This is a genomic window from Marinifilum flexuosum, assembly GCF_003610555.1.
GTDB lineage: Bacteria > Bacteroidota > Bacteroidia > Bacteroidales > Marinifilaceae > Marinifilum > Marinifilum flexuosum.
In genome coordinates this window covers 1,663,107-1,687,844 of sequence record NZ_RAPQ01000008.1, presented here as the reverse complement: position 1 = coordinate 1,687,844, position 24,738 = coordinate 1,663,107, and the positions used below count along the sequence as shown (strand labels likewise).

Sequence of the window (24,738 nt, the reverse complement as noted above, 5' to 3'; positions counted from 1 at the left end):
CAGATCATCCATCTGAATAACAAGAACTTTAAAATAATTACAACTGCAATTCAGACTTAATTTCTTTCAAAAACACTACCATTAAAACAGTACAAACTTGCTGGTTTATGCCTTACGTTTTTCTGTTTTTCGTTTAATGGAGTTAAATATTGTAGTTGAGCTATTTTTTTCCTGAAATTTCTCTTATCCAAGCGTCTGCTTGTTACCGTTTCATATACCTGCTGTAACTCATTCAGGCTAAATTTTTCAGGTAACAAATAAAATGCGATGGGATCCTGCTCAATTTTTCGATTCAGAAATGTTAGCGCTTCTTGTAAAAGTGGATGTAAAACAGTTTCAAATTCGTCAGAATCAGATACGGGAACCCATTTTGCCTTCTCATGATCCTCTTTGTTTTCCGAAGAGGCCACCAATACACAGCAGCCGATAATTACAACGGGTTGTTTGGAAGCATTTTCAGAATTATTATCATACTTGTCTCTTGCATGTTTCGGAAACTGAGATTGAATCCGTGTTTGAACCTGCTCAACATATATCTTCTCAAAAGAAATTAATTCCTTGAGGTTTTCACTTACCATTTCATGAAGTGATTTTGCTTGTTCAGTAATTTGAGCTGCAATAAAAGCATTGTTTTCTCTTTCTGAATTGCCCCTGTTTTGTGTCACAGCTCTTTCATCAACAAGAACCTGAAGTTCATTTTTGTGGTAACGCAACACCACACTTTCAATTGAAATTATCCCCCTAAATATCGCACATTCCATTCCGCTTAATTCTTAGCCTGCAATTGGCATGTTTGCTTTTTCCTACAAAAATTTAAAAGCATACAATCTTCAATTGCTTCACATTATTCTCTTCAAATTAAGCTGATCATGCTGAAACCATAGTTTACTTAGAATTCAACATGGTATAAACTGGGTTCTTTTTTGGAAACTTATCTTAAAACAATACCTATAGCCGAATGATTACAAAACAAAGGTGATCGTATTATTAGTGAATAAAATTATTGAATTTGCCAACTTATGGTTCATCAGTATATGGATGTACTTTTGGGGTACTTTGCTCATTTCAGGACTTTAAAATTTAAATTTTCCACGCATAACTTCCTGTCTACGCAAATCAGAAACCACAAGCTCACGCTATCGGTTTTTTTAATATCTTGTATAGGAGTAATCTTTGGTTATTGGTAGCAAAATAATTTTAAAGGAATGTGCGAAGCAGCAAAAAAGATCTATTTTATTCGAATAGCACTGATCAGTGCAGTTTTTACAATACTGTTCTTGAAGGCTGAAGCGCAAATATCAGATACGCTAAGTAATATTTATGAAGAGGGTTGGATAGAGAAAATGAATGGCATAATTGCCGCTGATATTTCATTCAATAATTCATATGAAACATTTCGGGTTGAAACTCCCTCAAACAAAACCATTCTTTACCCAAATACTCCCAACAACTTGCGCCTGAAACTACACTATGAATTCATTTCATTGGGCGTTCAATTTGCTCCTGATTTTTTGCCAGGCAATGGAGACAATGATTCAAAAGGCGAGACAACAGCATTTCAACTTGATGCAGCCTTGGTATTTAAAAATTGGTTTTCGAATATCACCTACTCAAAAGTTCAAGGCTATTATCTTAAAAACACCGATGATTATATCAACTGGACAAAAGGAGATGCCTTTATCCAATTTCCTGATTTAAATTACGAAGGAGTATCCATTTCATCGGGCTATATTCACAACTCAAAATTCTCTTTACGCAGTTTAACCACCCAAACAGAGCGCCAATTGAAAAGTGCAGGGAGTTTTATGCCTGTTTTCAATTTCGAGTATTACCGGATCAACGATAAGTCCAATTCAGTAAATACGCAGAAATCAAAAAACATAGAGTTTCATATCGGACCGGGATATGCACATACATTTGTACTTAAAGAGAAAATATATGCTTCCATAGGAATGCTTGCGAGCATTGGTTACCTAAATACCAAACTTACCACACGCACAGAAGGTGGAAATTTTGTTACGAATCAGAATAACCTCTTGTTAAGAGCTGATTGTAAAATTGGAATGGGCTATAACAGCAGTAAGTTTTATACAGGAGTTTTCACCACCCTTTCTGATACTTGGTTCAAACAAGAAAATACCACTGCCAGGAATACAGAGACAAATGTTTTCTATCACATCTTTTTTGGAATACGATTCAATGCTCCCAATCTATTTAAAAAGAAAGGCAAAGGCTAGCATTTTGCATACAAAGTCATCATAAAGGTTCTCCCTCGCTGTCGCACGCATCCCTTCGTGTGACTTTATTACAGTACCACGCGAAAGGATTGATTTTATCGAACTTCGTTTCACATGGTAGCTGAAAGGAAATATAATAAAAAATTGTCCCCAGAAAACGTATAAACTTTTCATTTATACCAACTCTTCAGAGGCTTGTAATTCTTCTGTTTTTTCTGGCTGTGTTTTATTTTTACCAAGTCGCTTCACAAATGTCTCTTTTACCCTCTGGGATTTCATCATGTACGGAATCCAAATGGCTGCACCTACTATACTTCTAGTCAACTCCTTTTTATCTATGGCGTCGGAACCAATAATTTCCGCACCCAATATGTTATCAGCAAATAATCCCACAAGTACAATCACTCTAAAATAGATGTATAGTTTTGGAAAAGTGGTTCTTTTCTGATGCATCAATACAATCAGGAATATGGCAAAGAAAATTGTGGCCAGATTATAAAGCAACTCAAAAAAGTAAAATCCTCCGGCCAAAAAAGGCTGGTTGCCATACTGCGTAATAAAGCCATCCCATACTGCCTGGCTAAAGTAGCCTGAATCATATATCAAATAAACTATTGATATTGGTGTTACATAAAGGCCTAAAGCTACCAAGGCCAACCAACCTCCAATGGTCTCCTGAACCGGACCAAATGGATTCTCTGGAATGGTATCCCAATTGTACAGTTTTCGAATCAAAAAGAAAAGGGCAATAATCAATAATACTGCCATAAAGACCGCAGGACCAAAGATTTTGAATTTAGGATCAGCATCCATTCCCCACTGCACAGGATATTCACATTTGTCGGACACCCGATTGTAATCCTTATAGTAAGCCTTTAATTTTTCGACAGGTACATGATCTTGTAAACTTTTGTATTTGTAGGTAAGGGTTACAAAATTGGACAGCCTATTATTTGACACATCGAAATGAAATTTAAACATATCATTCACCACACTGTCCCTCTCTTCTGCAAAAGCAACCTGCTTGTGTTTTGGAAAGTGAAGGTTTATTTTCAGTTCTACATCAATTGGATGAGTAATATGCAGCGGTGCATTTCTCACCTTATCGTTGGTAGAGTTCATAAACTCGTACATATTGTAAGGAAAATAACTGGAATACAGTTCTAAACTGTCTGCACCCCTATGTTCCCACAAACTTTCAATTTCATATTTTTCGATGATGGTGAAGGTATTCTCTTTCTGATTGTCACGAAAAATAAGAGCCGAGTCGTGTTTCCAGCTCATATTCTCGTAGTAGCGAGTACAATAATCCAAATAGGCATCCTTATTTTCTGCCAGGGAATTACCCAAGTTCCAACTTCTTCTTGTATTGGCAATTTGTCCGCTGAAATTGCTAACTACATCATATCGAATTTTTGAAATGCTATCGGTAATCCAGAAATTTTCGTTAATCACTACTTTGCTGGTCTGAATTTCAGGAATTTTTTCCCAAATGGTTTTGTCCTTATCGATCACCAATGCTTTTCCATACTGTGGGTTCAGCAATTGATCCATCCCTCCCTTTTGATTGTTATAGGTGGGATCGACCCAATAGGTTTTACCTTTCCAATTGATTTTTACAATCACATGGTTGAAGGCAAAAGGGGAAGCAACATAACGATCGACATATCTTCTGGCCTTGGTATTTACAATGGCTGGCCAGGCTTCCACTCCTATTTCTTTAAGCATATAGCTTAACAAGTACGACTTGTCTTTGCAATCGCCAAATCGTTGTTCGAATACTTTTTCGGGATGATGTGGTTTGTGTGAATTTACGCCATTGCTCATGGCCAGATACCTGATTTCATCCTGTACAAAACGGATGATTTGAATTACTCCTTCCTCATCGGCGCTGAATTTTTTCTTTGAAATAAAGTGTGTGATCTTTGGACAAACCACATCCATAGGATAAAGATCCTGCATAAAGGAACGCACCTCATTCCAGTCCTGAAATGAACTGATCTCTGAAGCCGGATAGGCATCGTACCATGAAGGACTGTCTTCATCGGTAAAAATTGGAGCTACATTTTTTAAGTTCCAGAATATCGACTGCATCCCATTTTTAGTACTTTGCATAGGCTCTACCCCTCCAAAAAGCTTTTTCACCTGGAATTTTTTATGCTCGGGCAGCAACATTTGATAATACATGTGCTGAATTCTGGAACTGAACGCCTGACTATGGTAATTGTAAAAATGATTCTTAAATATAGGATTGGCTCCTTTTAGGGTGTATTCATACTCGAGAATATCACCAACTTGCACATCTTCGAGAATACACACTGCAGAATAGCTTCCATCATAAATGTAACGCTCCACATTCTTCTCGTTTCTCATGAGTTCAATTTTATCTCGGCTGAGCTTATTGATGATTTTGCCATTTCGATAAATCTTAATGGTGTTAATGTAGAGCTCCTCGTAAGATGGATCGAAGGTAAAATACAATTGTGAATTGCTCTGAACCGCATCTTCATCATTCAAACTCATGCAGTAACGGTAATTGTACTCTTTGGTGATCTCGTTGTCCTGCCAGTCTAACAAAAGGTAACTTACCGAACCTTCATTTTTATGTGCTTGTGCCTGTGGATCGAACTTAATTTTTGTTTTCCAGGCAGGAGAAGATTTGATTTTAAAAGTAGGTGTTGCTAGTGATAGAATTGACTGACTGGTGAAAATCAATACCAAAAAGAGTTGAATCAGTTTCATTTATTACAAAATTATGAATGACATTTCCCCATTTCCTTATTAAAAAAACAGGCGGCCTAAATTTATCAAAAAAATTTAGTTTGATAGATCAACTCAAATTTTATATGCTGAATTCTTATAAAATAGAATGATTCAAAGCCTAAGTTTAGGTGTTCAAAAGTCAATGGAATTTAAAATGAATGGTACCTCCCGCTAGCAGTGGTTTATTTATTTCCTTTCCTCAATTTATCTAATCTGGTAAAAATTCTATTTCCTAAATACTCTCCTTTCTCTCTAACAAAATCATCCCAAGCAGATGATGGGGCAAACCAAGCCTATAATTCACTCAAATCAGTTTGGTTACCAAATTCAATATCATTTATTTTATCAATCAAAGCATTATGAAATTCTTCTGCAGATAAAAACTTACAAAGCATCTCCCTTCTTTATTATGGAATATATATTTACGACTCAAAATTCATGTATTTATAATGTAATACAATACCCTGAGTTTGCTTTCGCAAAGCAAGATTTACAACCTAAAAACCGCAATTAGATAAAGTAAAGCAATGTTGGTTCCTTTTGATGAACTGTAAAGGGAGAAGGTTAGCCCTTAACACCAAAGAGTTTTTTTTGAATAGATTATTATTATATAGTTTAAATTTAAACTATAATGGAATAGTAGGACTACTACATTTAAATTGATATATTGAAAGTATCATATAATCTGTATCAAAAATTACTACTTAAAAAGTAAAAAGAGCAAGAAATGAATTCTTGCTCTCTTAATTTTAAACCCAAATTTTATCATCCTAGTTTCAATATATCAAAATCCTTAAACAATCTCTGATTCCAATTTTACAACCCTAAAAATCGATCTTATCTCTTCTTTTTACCGTAAACTTAAAAGTCGAACCAAGTCCAAATTCGGATTCAACCCATATTTCCCCTCCTAATAATTCTACAATCTCCTTATTAATATATAAGCCCAAACCATTACCTTCATTTACTATGGAGTCATCGCCTTCAACTTGCCTAAATCTTTCAAAAATTATTCTCTGATCTTCTTTAGAAATCCCGTTACCGGTATCTTTTACTGAAAACAAAATACTACCATTGATACGCTTTGCGGCCAACTCTATCTTTCCTTCTTGAGTAAACTTAATTGCATTATTTATAAAATTATCCAGCACTTGTCGAATTCTTTTTCTATCTGAAATAAAATCATTACAACTAAATGAGTCATGTTTTATAAATAAATTAACACCTTTAGATGCACAGGTTTCAAAATGAAAATCTTTAACCTCTTCAAGTAACTCTTTAATTTGAAACATTGAATTTTTAATACTTAGGGTACCCGATTCAAGCTCCGAAGTTCTAACCAAATCACTTATAATCATCAACAATTGTTCTCCAGATGCATCTACGATATCTCCATACATCTTCCTCTTTTCTTTTGGCAATTTATCGTCTTGTAACATATCTGAAAAGCCTAAAATACCATTAAGAGGGGTTCTAATTTCATGACTGAGGTTAGACAAAAAAGAAGATTTGAGTCGGTCACTTTCTTCTGCTTTCGCTTTAGCATGAAGTAACTCTATTTCCATTTCTTTCCGCTCTGTAACATCTTTCCCAATTCTTACAAAGTTTAATCGATCGTGAATCTTATCGTAAATTGGTGCAATTGTAGCTAGTTCCCAATAATAACTACCATCCTTTTTTCTATTGTAAAACTCACCATCCCATATTTTACCACTTAAAATGGTATTCCATAATTTTTCATATTCAACCATTGGGGTTTTACCTGATTTTAATATATTGGTTTTTTTACCTATTAGTTCATTAGGTGAGTAACCAGTTAAAATCTCATTTTGCTTATTTGCGTAGATGATTACACCTTCCTTATCAGTAATAACAACTGAAACGGGAGCTTTTTCAATTATTGCAGAAAACTTAAGTGATTCACTCATTGCTTTCTTCTTTTCTGTTACATCGAAAATAATAGAGTGAAGTAGCTTTAAACCATTCTCTTCAAAGGAACTGGCATATACTTCAACATTTCTAATTTCTCCCGAAGCTATTCTATGCTGAAATTCGAAGTAGTTTTTTTCACCCTTAGAAACCTTCATCATTTCCTCTGCTAAATGCTCCTTTTTCGAAATATTAATTTGATCTATATTCATAGATAGCAATACATCTCTGGGGTATCCAGTATAATTAATTGCTGCATGATTGGCATCAACAATCTTTCCATTTAATGGGTTAATTAATAGCATAATGGAACCACTATCCTGAAAAATTGCCTTATGTCTTCTCTCACTCTCTCTTAATTTCCTGAATGATTCAATACGTTCTGTAATATTATTATATGTAAGCACAAAGGTATTGTCTTGCAATTTAAATACTGAACAAGACAAATACATATTTAAAGGAGCATAAAATATATCGAATTGATGTGTTTCGTTAACTTTTTTAATCTTATCAAAATGAGAAAAGAACTCGGGCTCTGTACCTGGAAAAACCTCCATTAAAGTTTTTCCAATTACTTTATGCCTTGGTAATTGTATAATTTCTTCATTTAAAGGATTCATGTCCACATACCGTAAGTCTATAATCTGATCATTAAAATCATATATGGGTGTATAAACTTCTATCGCAGTGTTTATCTTATCAAATAATTGCCTATAATTAAAGTTACTGACAGCTTCTTTTTCCCGAGCATTAACATAGTCAGTTACATCATCATAAACAACTGCAAAATTACCTTCATCAGTAGGAAAAGCATTTACATTAAAATAGGATTTCAAAGGAGAATGATACATTTCAAATTTTAGATGATGATTATTGGCAACCACTGTGGTAAATTTATTGAACCACTCCTTTTCGGTTTCAGGGAAAACATCAAGAATCGTTTTACCAATCACTTCACTTTTTTTGAAACCAATAATTTTTTCATTGTAAGTGTTCATGTCGATATATTCGGCATCAAATATATTCCCATTCTTATCAAATACAGGCTTAAAAATTACAAATGCAGACTTCAAATTACTAATCAGATTTTTATAGTTGAGATCATCTGTAAGATTCTTGGTATGATATCTCTTCAGCTGATTTAGTAACTGACCTTTTTCATTAAGTCTCAATTCCGTTTTTAATAAAGTTTCATTGGAAAGTATTCCCTCGGTATTAAATATCTTTTCTTCTAATGCTTCTCTTTTGTAATCATATTCATAAAAAGCTTTTAAATCCAACTCAATCAATTTCTTAATATCCTTGAGGAGATTATCGATTTTATCCGAGTAAGCATTTTCTTTCTTGTCTAATATACAAAGGGTTCCAAACACATCTCCATTGGGATAGAACAATGGATAGCCCAAATAAGAAATTAATCCTAAAGCTATATCTGGATTGTTATTCCAATCCTTGTCATTAAGTGCATTGGGCACTAATAGTTTTTTTTGAGAGAGAATCACTTCATTACAATACAAACCATCCAGCTTCTCTTTATGACCAAGGATGTATGGGTTTTCCGCACTGTTACATTTCATAAAAACCTCAATCCAATCACCATCCAATCTCATAATTAGTGCTACTGGCAATTGAAAATTTAAACTAATCAGATTAAGAAGCTTTTGCCATTTAGGAAGAACGGAATACTCTGCTTGTAATTGGAACATTTATTAAAATTTTATTGGTCACTTTTAAAATACTAAAAATCCAAATGCGAAAACTCTAGTTCAATTATTTGTATCTACTCTAAATTCTTTATTTACTACATTTTGTACGCAAAATAATACATAACAGTTTCAGTGATAACTTAGAATACTAAATCAAATATAGAAACCCAATATCAAAATGTTATCAATATTCCTAATTGAGACATCATTACGCTTGTGTAATGGAATTCATAAAGTAGAAGGCAATAGAACTGCACAACTAATGTCATTAAGTTAAGGCTGCATTCTTTTAATAAACATTGCCAAAATTACCCCAAACCATAAAGAGGCTTTGACCTGTGTACTGTTCCCATTAGAGAATAAAAGGATAAGCGTGGGGCGAAATCTGCTAACTTAATGACTTTTACTATGCACCAGTTGAGAGGCATGGTGATGATTTTCCTACATAAGAAAAGAACGAATTATAAGAAAGGATATTAATATAAAATAGACATCACCAATTCGGCAATACTACCCCAAAAACAAACATTATCCCATCTATAAACTTAAAACGATTCAACAGAAGATAAAATCGTACTTTCGGAAAACATTTTAGGTCCTGCGGAACTTTTTTTAGAGCCAGCTGACTTTAGAAACAGCTTTTCCGAACTTCCGCTAGAGCCAACGGAACTTCCAGACAGCTTTTCTGAACTTCCGATATGCTTTTTTGAACTTCCGCGAAGGCCAACGGAGCTTCCGAACAGCTTTTCTGAACTTCCTTTGGGCATTTTTTAAAGTCTGCAGAACTTTTCCGAACACCAGTTATGCTGTTTTGAACTTCCGCTGGCTCTAACAATTTTTCCAGACAGCTTTTCCTAAGCTCCAGAAGTATTTTTTTAGCCTTCGAAAATCTGTTTGGAGAAGATATTTTGACTTTTTGGAGGAAAAATGTACTTATCCCCTAAAATTTTCAATAAACTTAATGAATAAATATAGAAATATCATATTCCACACAACCTCTATTTTAATTGATATTACAGAAGTATTTTTCAACACTTGTATAAAACCATATCTAAATTTAAAAATTCTTCCTAAAATGAACATTCTTCCACAAAAAGTGAACACAACCCGTATTTATTGACACTTCCGCCATTCTGAATAATAAAAAAGATGTAAAAATTGATCTATTTCATATAGTTTAGTTATCATATGCATTTCGCGGAGTTTAAGAATACCTGTTTGGAAGCTCGGATAAATGATTTCTCCTTCTTTTTCAAAAATATTTCACACGAACACTAATTCCTCTAATGGCAGCTTTTACTGGACTTAAAAACCTTTTTTCATGATTAATGAAATTTTTTATGCAAAAATCATTGACATTTATAAAAATACACACCAACTTTATTATAACAAGATTTAAGAAACAAAATATTAATGTAAAACCTAAAAAAAAATGTCATGACACAAGTCAAAGTAAACAGTGATTACATTTCAAAAGCTGAGGAGGATTTTAATGCTCAAGGCGAAAACCTCATTGCCAAGCTTCCTGTTTATCAAGAGGTACTAGGTATTCCTGCTGAGAGAATTGCCGAAATTATAAAGGTACTTCAGGATGACAAGGCATTGAGCGAGAAGAAAAACATTATTAAAGCTCAATCGCGTTCTACCAACAAAGAGTATGAAATCAAGCATCCCAATTGTGTAAGTGTAGTTCGTGACTTCAGAAAAGAATTGGTGAACAATCCAATTTGTACTCCTGCCATTCTTGAGGATTTGGGACTTAATCCTATTCAACGCATTATCGATACCGATACACAGCGACCTGAATTGGAAATTGATTTGGTATCGGGTGCTCCTCAAATTAAATTCAAAAAATCGATATTCGATGGTATTCGTTTGTTCTGTACAGTTAGCTATGGCGATGAAGTAAGAGAATACGAGGAAACCCTTACCCGTCATAATTGGCAAGATCCCAAAGCTCGTATGGATCCTAAAAAACCAGAAACCAGGAGTTATTACGCCTATTTCATATACAAAGGAAAAATGGTTGGGCAAAAATCAAATGTGGAAAGCATTACTCTGGAGGCCATAAAATAAGATATAGCATAACTGTGATTTGTTTTGTAATCATTTGAATTCGATTCTTTAGTAAGTGGGTTGACCCAAAAGAGGCATTTCTTTTGAGTCGGCCTCTTTTTTATTTTTTATTCATCCTTAAAATTCTTCTACCAGTAATACCTAATGTAATATTTAATGAGCCATTATAGCAAATCGTATTATGTCGATGTAAAAAATATTAGACAGCGTGAGCTTGCGAAGCAGTGGCTCATATATTTTCACAATCGGTATAATTATTATATTTCTTCTTGCAATCGTTTGTAATTTCAACTGAATCAAACACTTCTAAAAATTAAAATTTTATTCCCAATCTGAGTTTGTATCTTTGCCTCCTCAAATTGTTCGATCCATGCAAAACAAATTAAGAGTTACCCAATTTCAAGGCAAACAATGGTACGAATTCTGGATACAGAACCTGTGGCGATATCCCAACAGGTTATTGGCCCTTAAGGCTGCCATGGCTATGGGAGCTTTGTTGATTCCATTTGTAATCTTCAATATGGCTTTTATTGGAGTAACTTTGGCTTTGGGTGCACTGGCTGGTGCCTTATCCGAAACCGATGACCATCCTAAGGGAAGGGTTAAAGCCTTGCTGCTTACTATTCTTAGTTTTGTGATCTCCTCTGCTTCGGTCGAGATTTTGCTGCCCTACCCCACTCTGTTTGGCATTGGTTTGGTAGGATCTACCATCACCTTTATCCTGGTTGGTGGATTGGGCGAACGATACCGAGGCATTACCTTTGGAGCTTTGCTTGTAGCCATTTATACCATGCTGGGAGCCGAAATTACACCCAATTGGTATGCTCAAATCATTTTATTGCCTACAGGTGCACTGTGCTATGGATTATTGTCATTGATCTTGCTGTATTTACACCCAGCACGACTGTTAGAGGAACAATTGGCCGATGGTTTCGAAAATCTTTCTTTGTATCTAAAAGAAAAATCGAAATTATTTCCCAGTGATAAATCCATACAGAAAAAGACCAGGCAAGGATTGGCTTCCTTAAATGTTAAGGTGGTAAACTCTATTGGCCGTTGTAAAAATGTTTTGAACAGTTATGGCGATGCGATGAATGATGAGAATCAACTTCGTCCGTACCTTCACAAGTTTATTCTATTACAAAGTCTTCACGAAAGAGCTGCTTCGAGTCATGAACGTTACGACTTATTAAGTGCCGATGCTGACAATCGAGAGGTTTTAGAAGGTCTGGGACAGTTGATGTTACAATTATCACTGGCTGCACACGAAGTATCGAAAAGCCTGTTGATGGGAACAGAATATCATCATCCCATTTCCTTAAAGTGGACCATCAATGCCATTCAAGCACAACTAAAGGTGATTAAGAAGAATGAGAACAAAAATGATTTGGGTTTGCTTCTTCAGAACCTTAATCAGTCACATCTTTCCTTACAAAACATGAATTTTAATGTGGATTCTGGTTTATTGCCTAGAGTTGACAAGGATTCAAGTAGTTTGTGGAAACGCTTTACCAATCAACTGAATTGGAACCATCCAAAATTCAAATATGCCATCCGTTTGTCTACCTGTTTCCTTATCGGCTACCTTTTGATGCTGGCTTTTGATATCGAAAAAGGTTACTGGATTTTATTAACCAGTTTATTTGTGTGTCAGCCTAGCTATAGCGAAACCAGGCAAAGACTATTCCAGAGAATCCTGGGAACCATAACAGGTGTGGTACTTGGGGTTAGTATTGTTCAAATACTTCCTACTGTTGGAGGACAAGTGGTTCTATTGTTAATTGCCGCCTACTTTTTCTTTGCCTGGCTGAAAAACAATTATGCTGTTTCGGTAATCTTTGTTACCATATTTGTGATCGCAGCTTTTAACTTGATTGCTGATAAGGGCGTTGTGGTAATGATTCCAAGAATAATAGATACGGTAATTGGAGCATTGCTGGCCATTATCGTGGTTCGTTTCATGTGGCCCGATTGGCAATACAAACAACTTCCGAACCTACTGGCAAGTGCAGTAGAGAAAAATCACACCTACTTTAATCAGATTTTATTGGAACACAAAGCACCCAGCGAGGATGATTTGCTGACTTATAGAATTTCAAGATACCAGGCTCATCAGGCTGACAATGCTCTGTCTATGGCTTGGAGGGGAATGAAACTGGAACCAAAACGCCAGCAGAAAATGCAAAAAAGAGCATTTTCCATTACCTATCTCAACCATGCATTGCTTTCCTATTTATCGGCTTTAGGTGCACACCGTAACATTCCTGATTATATGAATGAGGAATTGCAGTTGATGTACCAGGAGGTGGAAAAGGAACTTTTGGTAGTTGCTGAATCATTAAGAAGAAACGATTCGAATTGCCCCTATGAAGATCTTGAGACTGTTTTGGAAAAATTGGGGAATACTCTGGAAAATACAGAAAGGGGGACTCATCGACAAAAGTTGGTGTTGCTTTACAATATTGCGGAAGTAACACAGCAATTGGCACAAAAAGCCTCGCAAATTGAAGTTGAATAAATATTTCACGCAAAGGACGCAAAGCATTAAAACAGAATAGAGCGCAAAGTATTATTGAAAATTCACGATTACATGAGTAATGAATGACAAAAACAGCCCTGACATCTGAAACCAAACAAATGTAGACATTAAAGTCCTCAGCAAAAGCAGAGGACATAGGAAATGCTTTGTGCAGAATAAATCAATTTGTCTTGGGTTTTAACCCAAGGATTTTAAGTTAAAAACCTGCAGAAAATGTGACATTCAAAAATTTGTTGGGCCCCATAGATGAAAAAGTCGTTAAGAACATAATTCCATGAACGAGGTACGAGAGAATATTATTCTGTTTAGACCTTGAGTCGTAATGGGTAACGAAATTTTTGACGTCTAGATCTTTTGGTTCTTTTATAGCAATGATAAAAGAACAGCCCATCCGGCTTGAGGATAAATAAAAAAAGAAAACCTCTGTCTTTTAGGACAGAGGCTTAAGATATGGAAATTAGATTAATTAATTTCTTCTTGGACAATATGGTAATTTTACCATTTCATATGCATCATGATAATTTCCTTCTACACAATCGGTAGGATCACAACAAGTGTGACAAACTCGTTTGAATGCACGGAACTTATGAAGCTCTACTCCAGGAGCCATAAAATCTTCTTTTACTGGCTCTTCTCGCATTAAATCGGTACTCAGGTATTTTTTGTTATCATCAGCAAACACAGTTACCACCACGGCATCTGGACCTAATTCTTCCTGAATTTTAAGTGCTCCCAAAAAGTTTGCTCCCGATGAAATGCCAATTCCAATACCCAATACAGAAGAAAGTTTTTGTGCCATCACAATTGCATCACCATCATCAACACTTACAATTTCATCCAATTTATCCAACTCTACGATGGAAGGAATAAATTCATCGGAAATTCCCTGAATTCTATGCTTTCCTACTTTATATCCTGTGGACATGGTTGGTGAATTAGATGGCTCAAGAGGATGAATTCTGATTTCAGAATTCTGTTCTTTTAGGAATTTACCAACTCCCATCACAGTTCCTCCTGTTCCAACACCTGCGACAAATGCATCAGGCACCAGGTTTCTGTATTTCAATTGCCACCACAATTCCTGAGCGGTTGTGTTGTAATGTGCTTCACAATTGTCCCAGTTGGAAAACTGACGTGGCAAAAATGTATGCTCATCTTCTTCGGCTAGTTTGTTAGCCATCTCAATACTTCCAAGGAATCCCCCCTCCTCTTTGCTTACCAGTTGTATGTTTGCACCATAGCTTTTCATCAGGTTAATTCTTTCCTGACTCATCCAGTCGGGCATATAAATCGTAACAGGATGGCCCATTGCACGACCAATTCCTGAAAAGGCAATTCCTGTATTACCGCTGGTTGCTTCTATAATGCGATCACCTTCTTTTAAAGCTCCGCTTTTATAGGCTTTTTGCAGAATATGAAATGCCATTCTATCCTTAATACTACCTGTCATGTTCAGGTATTCGGCCTTGGCATAAATGGTACGAGTTTTTCCTTTGTAAGTAAACTCAATAGCCAATAAAGGCGTATTCCCAATCAAACTGGAAATACCTACAATTCTTTTGCTTAGGGGATTTGTCATCATTTTGTTAGGTTAGTTATTTAGTAGTTAAACATATTCAATCTTATAGGATCTCTTTATCTTTTATGTTTCTTAAAAAAGAGGCAAGCTCGTTTTAACATGTCTGAATAAATTGGCGAGCTTGCCTGCTTTGCTGAAACTTACACTTAAATTATGAAAGACGTTATTAGTTCAATTCAGCTAAATATCTTTCAGCTTCCATAGCTGCCTGACATCCAGAAGCTGCAGAAGTAATAGCCTGACGATATACAGGATCCTGAACATCACCACAAGCAAATACACCTTTAACATTTGTTTTAGGAGTCCCTGCTTCTGTTAAAATATAACCCTGCTCGTCAGTATTCACATATTTTGAGAAGACATCAGAATTTGGATGGTGTCCAATTGCCAAGAAAAATCCATCAATAGCAATTTTCACTTCCTCTTCTTCAGGAGTACCAGCTTTTTTAATCAAAGTACAGCCTTCAACTCCCATATCTCCAGTTAATTCTTTCGTATTGTGTTCGAATAATATTTCGATATTTTCTGTTTTGAAAACTCTCTCCTGCATCGCTTTCGAAGCACGCAAATGATCCTTACGTACCACCAAATACACTTTGTTACAAAGTCCGGCAAGATATGAAGCCTCTTCGCAAGCAGTATCACCACCACCAACTACAGCAACATCTTTTCCTCTATAGAAAAATCCATCACAGGTAGCACATGCCGAAACACCAGAACCTTTAAATTTCTCTTCACTTTCAAGTCCCAAATACTTGGCAGTTGCTCCTGTTGCAATAATTACCGATTCAGCTTCTATTTCAGTTTTACCATCAACAGTTACTTTATAAGGTCTTTGCTCAAAATCAACATCCGTAACAATTCCCCAACGGCAATCGCAACCAAATCTTTCAGCTTGCTTTTTTAGCTCTCCCATCATTACAGGACCACTAATTCCTTCCGGGTATCCAGGAAAGTTATCAATCTCAGTAGTGGTTGTTAACTGACCACCTGGTTGCAATCCTTCATAAACTACAGGGTTCAAGTTAGCTCTCGAAGCATAAATTCCTGCAGTATAACCTGCAGGTCCTGAACCAATAATCAAACACTTTACTTTTTCAATATTATTCTCTTTCACATCCATCTTAAATCAATATTTTATCACCCCAATTTTAATAAAAATATTCAGGTGTAGCTTATGATACTTTTTTCATTTTCTCCAACATGGTTTTTAGAATTACCTCATCGGTAACTTCCATTCCTTCGTTTGCCAGGCGACCAATATTTCTGATTGTTGCTTCAACATCATCATCAATAATACCATTCATTCCATTTAGCACATTGTGGTTCATTGCTAATAAAGAGGATTGAATGGCAGCACTAACACTTGCCGAAATCTTGTGTGAACAGCCATATTTTGCACCATCGCAAATCATACCTGTTACACTACCCGTCATGTTTTTTAAGGTCATTCCGATTTGTTGGAAATCTCCACCCATAATGTAGGTAATTCCACATCCGGCACCTGCTGTTGACAACAATACGCCACACAAAGCAGACAACTGACCTACAAATGATTTCATGTAGATCGTAGTTAATAGTGCCAAAGCAAGACCACGCAATAATTTTTCGTGCTCTACCTCTAACTCTTCCGCTGCAACAACAACAGGAAGTGTAACGCTAATCCCCTGATTACCACTGCCACAGTTCGACATTACCGGCATGGTACTGCCTGCCATACGAGCATCAGAAGCAGCTGCAGTTAACATGATTGAACGGTTCATGATATCAGAAGACAATAAACCTTTCTTGATATTTAACAACATCGACTTGCCAACCTGAAGGCCATAGTTTCCTTTTAATCCTTCTTCAGCAATCGATTTGTTTAGTTTGATTCCTTTTTCGATGAAACGGATCTCTGAAATATCTACTGTATTGATAAAATTGTAAATGTTTTCAAAGCTCCATTGAGAGAAGTCAGCTCCTCCTTTATCATCGGAATCGCATGCATTGCTGTAAACTACCTCTCCATTTCTTTCAATGGTTACAATGTTTGTATGTCGGTCTTGAATAATTACTCGGCCTGTATTATCACCACTGTGGCAAATGCACTCAATGTATAATTTAGGTACATCATACTTTACATCAACTGAAACTTTTCCTTCATCGACAAAAGATTTTGCCATATCCATAACATCATTGCTGATGCCATCCAATACCTCAAGTCCCGCTGTTGGATCACCACCTAAAGCTCCTAGTGCTCCGGCAATGGTTAATCCAACCATACCCGAACCAGGAATTCCTACGCCCATTCCATTTTTTAAAATGTTTCCACTTACAAAGAACTCAATGCGTTCTGGTTGTAATGTTAAGACTTCGCGAGCTTTAGCTGCTGCATAAGCAACTGCTACAGGTTCTGTACATCCAAGAGCTGGAACGAATTCCTCCTTCAGCTTTTGCAAGAATACTTCTTTCATTAGTTAGAGTTAAAATTAAATGTTAGTTGTTTGTTTTTGTTTTTTGGGTGGTTAATTGTTGTTAGATGAAAGAACGGACCGGCCGGCCCCTTACCTCCGACCGATCCAAAACTAAACCAAAACAGACTATTGATTTTGTTTTACAAATCTTTAGGGTTCATTACAACCTCTACAGAATCGTATTTCTTAAATAATTTTTTAGCAAATTCTTTTACTTTCTTAGCACTAATGCTTTCAACAAGATTATTGTAAGATTCAGTATCAGTAATTGGCTCATTATTCATTAATGATGATTGAATTACACTCAACCAGAAGCTGTTTTCTTTTACTGCTTCAGCTCTGTTCTTTATGTAGTTTTTCTTGATTTCTTCAAGATCGGTTTCATTAACTGTTTTTACAATGGCATCAATTTCCTGGTAAACCAATTCTCTTAATCTTTCTTGTTTTTCCGGACCACAATCGAAATTGATTGAGATACCAACATTTTCGTATGGACGCTTGCTAATTGATGGACGAACACCAACACCATAGGTTCCTCCTTCTTGTTCACGTATGGTTTCCATATATCTTTTCGAAAGCAATTCTGCAACAACTCTTGCATACATTCTTGTTTCAAGATTGTATTTCATTTCATTTTTAAGAGAAAGGAATACTGTTGTTTTTGGCACTTGCATTTCTCTTTCGAAAATATTCTGAGATTTTCCTTCTGGCATACGAACCTTTCTGTCAATCCAGTTTTCTTCACGATTCTCAGAAGAAATACTACCAATATATTTACGAATTAAAGGCAAGTGCTTTTCTTCATCGATATTCCCTACAAATAGGAATGTAAAGTCGCTTGCGTCTTTAAATCGGTCCAAATAGATTTCCTTAGCCTTTTCAAAATCGATATTGCTTACAAACTCTTCATTGAACATCAATGCACGTTCATGGTGGTTAGCCATCATCTGTCCAATTGTATCTTGTAATGCTTTCCCATTATCAGCTTTTACATTTTGGAGATTGTTTTTGATTGCTCCCATTTGTGCCTGGAATACATTCTCATCGAATCTTGGATGCTCAAAATACTGATACAATAACTGTAACATGGTTTCGAAATCCTTTGGAGAAGCTGATCCTGAGAAAGCTTCAGTAAACGAACCCAATTCAGGGCTTACACCCGCAATCTTACCTGTCAATTTCTTTCTTAACTGAATGGCATTGAATTCACCTACTCCTGAGATTTTCGCTAACATTGTCGCAACATCTCCAGATTCTAAATCTTCTCTTTCAAGTAATGAACTACCCCCAAAACTATATGAGCTGAATAAGATTTCATCCTTACTATAATCTGTAGGCAAAACAACTACACGTGCTCCATTCTCTAATGTATATAGTTTTGCATCGGTACCTTTTACAAGTGATTCTGATACAAATTTCTTGTCGCTTAATTCATCTGTCACCAATGGCGCATCACCTGTTTCATCAGCATAAGCTTCAATATTTGAAGTCATCACCTTTTTAACAGAAGCAAACAGTTCCTCTTTTGTTGGGTATTTGATTTCTTCCTTATCAGGACCACTCAATGCAAAAACACTATTGTTGATATTTCCATAGTTTTTCAACATAGCATTTACTTCCAATAAAGTGATAGATGGAATCGCTTTTTGTCCAAATTCTACTTCCCATTCTACTGAAGGAGCAGGATTAGCACTTAAATAGTGCTTCTGGAAAGTTTGAGCCCAATCTTCGTTTGAGATTTTATCTTTACCCTGCAGGTATGATTCATAACTTCTTAAAAAGGAAGTCTTTGCTCTTTCCAATTCTGACTCAGTAAAGCCAAAACGTTGAACTCTGGCAAATTCAGTCATAAATGTTTCGAACGCCTCAATTTCTCTATTCTCCTTAGGAGCTACATAAAGATAATTGGCCTCTTTTGTACGACACATTCCGAAATTACCTACTTGCATTCCCACTGCAGGACATTCTGGATTTTGCATCAACTCTTTCAAGCGGTTGTTCAACATGGTATTGAACATACCTTGTACCAAACTCTCACGCATGTAATTTTCATCGCGTGTAGTATAAGCTGGCTTGCGGAAGATCCAATTGATAGAAACGGATTTAGCTTCTTTATCTTTTGCTAATACGTATTGTGTCTCCTTGCTATCTTCTACCTGGTAATATACTCTTTCGGCAGCATTTTTTGGCATTGGAATATTTGAAAAAAGAGCCTTCACTTTTGCTTCAACTTTCTCCACATCAAAATCACCTACTACTACTACCGCCTGGTTATCCGGACGGTACCATTTGTGATAATAATCGCGCAATTGCTTGTGTTCAAAATTATCGATCACATTCAAATCACCAATTACATCGCGCTTGGCATACTGAGAATGGTTGTACATTACAGGTCGGGTTTGTGAATTGATACGAAAACGAGAATTTCTTCTGGTTCTCCATTCTTCGTGAATTACACCTCTCTCCGATTCAATTTCATCAGCTTCCAATAACAATCCTCCCGACCAATCATGAAGAACAAGTAAAGCTGAATCTATTAAATTTTCATTACCAGTAGGAAGGTTACTGATGTTATATACCGTTTCATCCTGAGCTGTATAAGCATTGATATCTCTACCAAACTTGATACCATTCTTCTCAAGATAGTTCAACATGTTTTTACCCGGGAAATTTCCAAGACCATTAAATGCCATGTGCTCCAGGAAGTGAGCCAAACCATTTTGTGCATCTTCTTCCAAGATTGCACCTACGTTTTGCACAAAGTAAAGACTTGCACGGTCTTTAGGTTCTTCGTTGTGCATTATGTAATAGGTCATTCCATTAGAAAGTTTACCATGCTTAACCTTAGGGTTTAAAGGAATTGTTGTAGTATTTTGGGCCTGGCTAAAATTACCAGAGAACAAAATCACACTCATTACGAGTAAGGATAAGAATTTCTTCATTTTGTTGTTTTTTAGTTTTTCTCAAAATCATTTCGAGAGTTCTGCCCGTCCGAGACAACATTCTTAAATGAGTTTACAAAACATGTATGTTCTCAATTAAAAACTGTTTTTTTTGGTAATTGGTTTTCTAATGATAAAAGGGTGTGAGCAGGGAGTTTATAGATCAGATATTGGGGTAAAGTTCTTTACTGCCCTGCTCGTAACCACTAACTAGTATTTGTTGTTGTAATTTTTGATTTTGGTAGCCTTAGTTTTTATAGATCTGATAACAGAAGGAGATTTCCTCCTGCTATCAATATCTATCCTTACTAACCATGTTTTCATTCACAAAATGAAAACTTCACTAACTAATCTAAACTACCTTTATATAATAGCTCTACTTATTGTTCTGAGCTGTTACTTTTTTTTTAAAGTTTGCTTTTCCTTCATCAAGGAATTTCACAAATTTATTTACATCTAAATCGTAAGCTGTTGGTGTAGTTAAATCATTACCTTCTCCATCAAGAAGTACGTAATATGGCTGAGCATTTACATTGTACTTACGAATCTGAAGGTCTGCATTTTGCTTCCCAATGGTTTTCTTTTTCTTACCATCGTATTCAGATACATACCATTCTTCTTCTGGTAATTTTTTCTTATCATCTACATACAGAGCAACTATAATAAAGTCTTCCTGTAATCTTTTTAATACTGCCGGATCGGACCATACATTTGCTTCCATTTCGCGACAGTTTACACAACCATGTCCAGTAAAATCTACAAAAATTGGTTTTCCTTCACGTTTCGATGCTTCTAAAGCTTCATCATAATCGAAATAACCTTCCAATCCATGAGGTAAATGTAAAAAGTCAGCGTATTTTGCCTTATGGCTTGCTTTATGAACTGATCCACCACCTGCATTATCACGTACAATTTGACTTAGATTAAAGTCATGAGTAGCTTGAGGAGGCGTAAAACCTGATAACATTTTCAATGGAGCTCCAAACATACCCGGAATCATATACACAACGAATGAGAATGAAGCAATTGCCAACATCAAACGTGGTACACTAATACTCTTCAATGGGCTATCGTGAGCAAACATTAGTTTTCCTAACAAATAGAATCCTAATAATGTAAAGATTACAATCCAGATTGCGATATAAACTTCTCTGTCCAAAATTCCCCAGTGATAAGTTTGATCGGCAACACTCAAGAATTTTAAACCTAGTGCCAATTCCAAGAAACCCAATACAACCTTTACAGAGTTCAACCATCCACCTGATTTTGGAAGATTATTCAACCATCCTGGGAAAATTGCAAACAATGTAAATGGTAATGCAAATGCTAATGAGAATCCTAACATACCTATGATTGGCATCAATACTTCACCACCTGCTGATGCTACCAAAATTGAGCCTACAATTGGACCAGTACATGAGAACGATACAAGAACCAAAGTAAATGCCATGAAGAAAGATCCCATGAAACCACCTTTATCCTCATTTGCCACTGATTTGTTCACCATCCAGCTTGGCATAGTAATTTCAAACATTCCAAAGAATGAAAAGGCAAAAATCACAAATATCAAGAAGAACAAAATATTTGGAACCCAGTGAGTACTTAGGAAATTTGCAAAATCAGGCCCCATTACTACTGCCAAAATTGTTCCAATTACAGTATAAATTGCAATAATAGAGAAACCATAGAAAAAAGCATTCATTCTACCTTTTGCTTTATTGCCACCACCTGAGTGCATGAAATAACTTACTGTCATTGGAATCATTGGGAATACACAAGGAGTAACAATCGCAAGTAATCCACCTACAAATGCTGCAATAAAAATTGCCCATAAGCCTTTTTTGCTTTCCTTATCATTGCTATCAGAAGAAGCAACTGCTACAGTAGCTTTCTCTTTTGCTTCACCAATTTTCAAATCAAACTCGTCATCACCCATAACACATTGTCCGGTTTCATCAGAACAAGTCTGGTATTCGAAAGTACCGGCAACATGAAGAGGCAATTCTTTTACCTTAATGGTTTGGCGTAGCTCTCCTTCATTCTCGAAGTAACTTACTTCACCATCCCAAACTTCATCATACTTCTTGTGAGCATTAACCGGCTTTACTTCTCCTACTCTTTCATAACTTGAATTTGCTGCAAATTCGAAAGTGATCAAGATCGGACCTAAATCCGCATCGAAATCGTTCGAGTAAACGTGCCAGGTTTTGTCAATCGTTGCCTTAAAAACAACATCTAATTCGTCTCCTACTTTTACATCTTTCTTAGAAAACTCCACTTTCCACTTGGTAGGCTCTATCATCTGCCCGAAAGAAAGTCCACTAAAAACCATCATTAAAATGGCTAGAATTGTAATTTTACCTTTCATCTGTTTCTTTTTAGTCTTAACTGATTGCAAGCTTATTTTTATAAGATTCCAACCTGTTGGGTTGATTAGTTGATTATTTTTTGGTTTAACCTTTGCTTTAGAGACAACCAAAATCTCTAAATGGGTGAACGAAATAAGTAAAAAATATCGTTAATTAACGTTAATAATTAGCACATTAACAGGCATCTAGAAAACAATCAATTATTTATATTGTTTATTTTAAAATCTGTAAACTCACTGATTATCTAGAGCTAGTAATTTCAATTACAATCCAGATTAGATAAAAATTGACTATGAAAAAAAAAATCATTTTTTTTCATTTTTTTTTACTGATTGTAGTTTTCATGCCATTATTACTTGAAAATTGTAAATAGTTAGCCCATTTGGGGTTTCAAACTGATGTAATTTTATTGCCAGATACAAAAAAACCATCCCTAAGGATGGTTCATATATTTGATCATGATACTTTCGTTTAAAAAGCATCTTTCTTACAAACATTATTACATTTATTACACTGTACACAATCGTAATTCGAAACGTAAGCATATTTGTTTTTTCTATCGATAGCTATCGCTTGCGTTGGACATACCTTTTCGCACATGCCACAATACACACAATTATCATCTTTTATTTTTCTTGGCTTGAATGAAAAGAATGAAACCACCCCCAACAATACACCATAAGGACATAAGAAACGACAAAATGGACGTGGCACCCAATATCCCAAGACAAGAATTGCGATCAGGTACAACCAGGTTCCAATACCAAATGCAATCAAAAATTTAGGTTCCATGGGATGTCCTAAAATAAATGCCAATCCTTGTTCGAACCAGGTTTGTCCCGTAAAGAACAATACCTTATACGGCTCCACCTCGCAAACAAAAAAGCATGCACTCTGAATTGCAAAATAAACCGTTGCAATTAACATGAGCACTGGTACTACTTTTAGTGCATTATTCAACTTTTTAGGTAGCTTAATTGTCTTCTTAGACTTTTGCACAATGTGCTGAACTGCTCCCAATGGACATCCTGATGTACAAAATACACGTCCGATAATTAATGCTATAATTAATGGAAGCATAAAAATGATCAGACTAGCCAGGCCAACTTCTGCCGGAGTAATCAAACCCATTGTAGTATTTGATATGGCTCCAACCGGACAAACACATCCTCCACGTATAAATCCCAGGTAAGCAAATGTGATTATGGCCATTACAGTCATTGCTTTTTGTGATTTCTTTCTCCAAACAAAGAAAACACCAATTAAAAGCAATAGTAATAATACACCCAAATCTACAAACACCATGTATTCCGGTGTTGGAAAGAATTCTTTTGGAATGTAATTGTCCTTAAACTCACGTATGTTACCTCTACTCAAATCATCAACACTATGACAATCTTGCTCCTGAGGAGTAGGTAAAGCCATACTTGTATTTACAGAAGACACCAAAGAAACCAGAGCAAATGCAATAACGATAATTACTCTCATATTTAATTTTAATCCTTTAAGCTCCATATTCATTCATATCATTTTGACCGTACTCCAACTCGTAAATTCCTTTAAAATCATCTTCTGGCCCGATGTACAAACGATCAATTGCATCCTCAGGGCAAATTCTTGCGATATCGCATGAATTGCAATTCAAACACAAATCAGGACGAATAATCAAAAACATTGACTTTGTTCCTTTATCGGTACATGCTTCAGCACATTTACCACATCCTGTACATTTGTCATGGTCGATATCGTAAATAAAATATCCATCTTTTCCACCTGAGAAATTCTTACGGGTTACTGCATCATACGGACAAACTCTTTCTCCATCGCTCATGATCTTCTCAGATTCGATTTGCTTGTTTTTAATGTGGCCATAGCAAACTACACAACAAGAACATTTTTTCTGATCGTTAACTGCCTTTACCGCCGAAGGTGTGCGCACACATCCTGTTTCACATTTACCACAATTGGTACATTTGTCTGGATCTATCTGCCAAACATATCTTGAACGTGGACCTGCAGTTTCTTCATTTAAATGCTGACCTACAATTCTGTAAGCAATCCCTCCAAGTGCAAGGGCACAAGTGGCCTGACCAGCTTTACGCAAAAAGCTACGTCTGTCCCAATTCTTCTTTTCAGTCATAT

At 35.9% G+C, this 24,738-nt stretch carries 14 protein-coding genes; 3 read left to right on the top strand and 11 right to left on the bottom strand.

Annotated features, from left to right (window positions below):
• Positions 1 to 56: 56 nt before the first annotated feature.
• Positions 57 to 761 carry an NUDIX hydrolase gene (locus tag BXY64_RS06860; protein ID WP_120239155.1) on the bottom strand — a complete coding sequence of 235 codons (705 nt, stop codon included), beginning with the start codon at positions 759 to 761 and terminating at the stop codon, positions 57 to 59.
• A gap of 444 nt (positions 762 to 1,205) precedes the next feature.
• Between BXY64_RS06860 and BXY64_RS06855 the strand changes: the two genes are divergently transcribed.
• On the top strand, positions 1,206 to 2,237 hold the full coding sequence (locus tag BXY64_RS06855; RefSeq protein ID WP_120239154.1) for a DUF4421 family protein: 1,032 nt from the start codon (positions 1,206 to 1,208) through the stop codon (positions 2,235 to 2,237).
• A gap of 174 nt (positions 2,238 to 2,411) precedes the next feature.
• Here the strand turns inward: BXY64_RS06855 and BXY64_RS06850 are convergent, their stop codons facing one another.
• The 3 genes from BXY64_RS06850 to BXY64_RS06840 all read right to left on the bottom strand — a co-directional run bounded on the left by BXY64_RS06850 (position 2,412) and on the right by BXY64_RS06840 (position 9,402).
• Positions 2,412 to 4,979, bottom strand: coding sequence for a DUF3857 domain-containing protein (locus tag BXY64_RS06850; RefSeq protein ID WP_120239153.1), 2,568 nt, complete (start codon positions 4,977 to 4,979; stop codon positions 2,412 to 2,414).
• An 845-nt stretch (positions 4,980 to 5,824) separates the two neighbouring features.
• Positions 5,825 to 8,635: a PAS domain S-box protein gene (locus BXY64_RS06845; protein ID WP_120239152.1), complete on the bottom strand. Its 2,811-nt coding sequence runs from the start codon at positions 8,633 to 8,635 to the stop codon at positions 5,825 to 5,827.
• 545 nt (positions 8,636 to 9,180) lie between these two features.
• Positions 9,181 to 9,402 carry a hypothetical protein gene (locus BXY64_RS06840; protein WP_120239151.1) on the bottom strand — a complete coding sequence of 74 codons (222 nt, stop codon included), beginning with the start codon at positions 9,400 to 9,402 and terminating at the stop codon, positions 9,181 to 9,183.
• 670 nt (positions 9,403 to 10,072) lie between these two features.
• On the opposite strand from BXY64_RS06840, the gene BXY64_RS06835 reads away from it, so the two are divergent.
• Both BXY64_RS06835 and yccS read left to right on the top strand, forming a co-directional pair.
• Positions 10,073 to 10,711 (top strand): hypothetical protein, encoded by a 639-nt coding sequence (locus tag BXY64_RS06835; RefSeq protein WP_120239150.1) that lies wholly within the window; start codon positions 10,073 to 10,075, stop codon positions 10,709 to 10,711.
• A gap of 370 nt (positions 10,712 to 11,081) precedes the next feature.
• Positions 11,082 to 13,229 carry a YccS family putative transporter gene (yccS, locus tag BXY64_RS06830; RefSeq protein ID WP_120239149.1) on the top strand — a complete coding sequence of 716 codons (2,148 nt, stop codon included), beginning with the start codon at positions 11,082 to 11,084 and terminating at the stop codon, positions 13,227 to 13,229.
• A 487-nt stretch (positions 13,230 to 13,716) separates the two neighbouring features.
• Here yccS and BXY64_RS06825 read toward each other — a convergent pair whose 3' ends face one another.
• The 7 genes from BXY64_RS06825 to BXY64_RS06795 all read right to left on the bottom strand — a co-directional run bounded on the left by BXY64_RS06825 (position 13,717) and on the right by BXY64_RS06795 (position 24,736).
• The gene (locus tag BXY64_RS06825) at positions 13,717 to 14,829 is read right to left on the bottom strand and encodes a PLP-dependent cysteine synthase family protein (RefSeq protein WP_211334424.1); all 1,113 of its coding nucleotides are present in this window, start codon (positions 14,827 to 14,829) and stop codon (positions 13,717 to 13,719) included.
• Positions 14,830 to 14,995: 166 nt separating this feature from the next.
• Complete coding sequence (trxB, locus tag BXY64_RS06820; RefSeq protein WP_211334423.1) at positions 14,996 to 15,952, bottom strand: thioredoxin-disulfide reductase; 957 nt, start codon at positions 15,950 to 15,952, stop codon at positions 14,996 to 14,998.
• A gap of 52 nt (positions 15,953 to 16,004) precedes the next feature.
• On the bottom strand, positions 16,005 to 17,285 hold the full coding sequence (locus BXY64_RS06815; protein ID WP_120239147.1) for an L-cysteine desulfidase family protein: 1,281 nt from the start codon (positions 17,283 to 17,285) through the stop codon (positions 16,005 to 16,007).
• A gap of 140 nt (positions 17,286 to 17,425) precedes the next feature.
• Complete coding sequence (locus BXY64_RS06810; protein WP_120239146.1) at positions 17,426 to 20,227, bottom strand: M16 family metallopeptidase; 2,802 nt, start codon at positions 20,225 to 20,227, stop codon at positions 17,426 to 17,428.
• 376 nt (positions 20,228 to 20,603) lie between these two features.
• A complete protein-coding gene (locus tag BXY64_RS06805; RefSeq protein ID WP_120239779.1) occupies positions 20,604 to 22,595 on the bottom strand; it encodes a protein-disulfide reductase DsbD family protein in 1,992 nt (663 codons plus the stop codon).
• A 472-nt stretch (positions 22,596 to 23,067) separates the two neighbouring features.
• Positions 23,068 to 24,117, bottom strand: coding sequence for a 4Fe-4S binding protein (locus tag BXY64_RS06800; RefSeq protein WP_120239145.1), 1,050 nt, complete (start codon positions 24,115 to 24,117; stop codon positions 23,068 to 23,070).
• Positions 24,101 to 24,736: a 4Fe-4S dicluster domain-containing protein gene (locus BXY64_RS06795; protein WP_170150598.1), complete on the bottom strand. Its 636-nt coding sequence runs from the start codon at positions 24,734 to 24,736 to the stop codon at positions 24,101 to 24,103. Before BXY64_RS06795 ends, BXY64_RS06800 begins: the two co-directional genes overlap by 17 nt.
• Between the last annotated feature and the right edge of the window lie 2 nt (positions 24,737 to 24,738).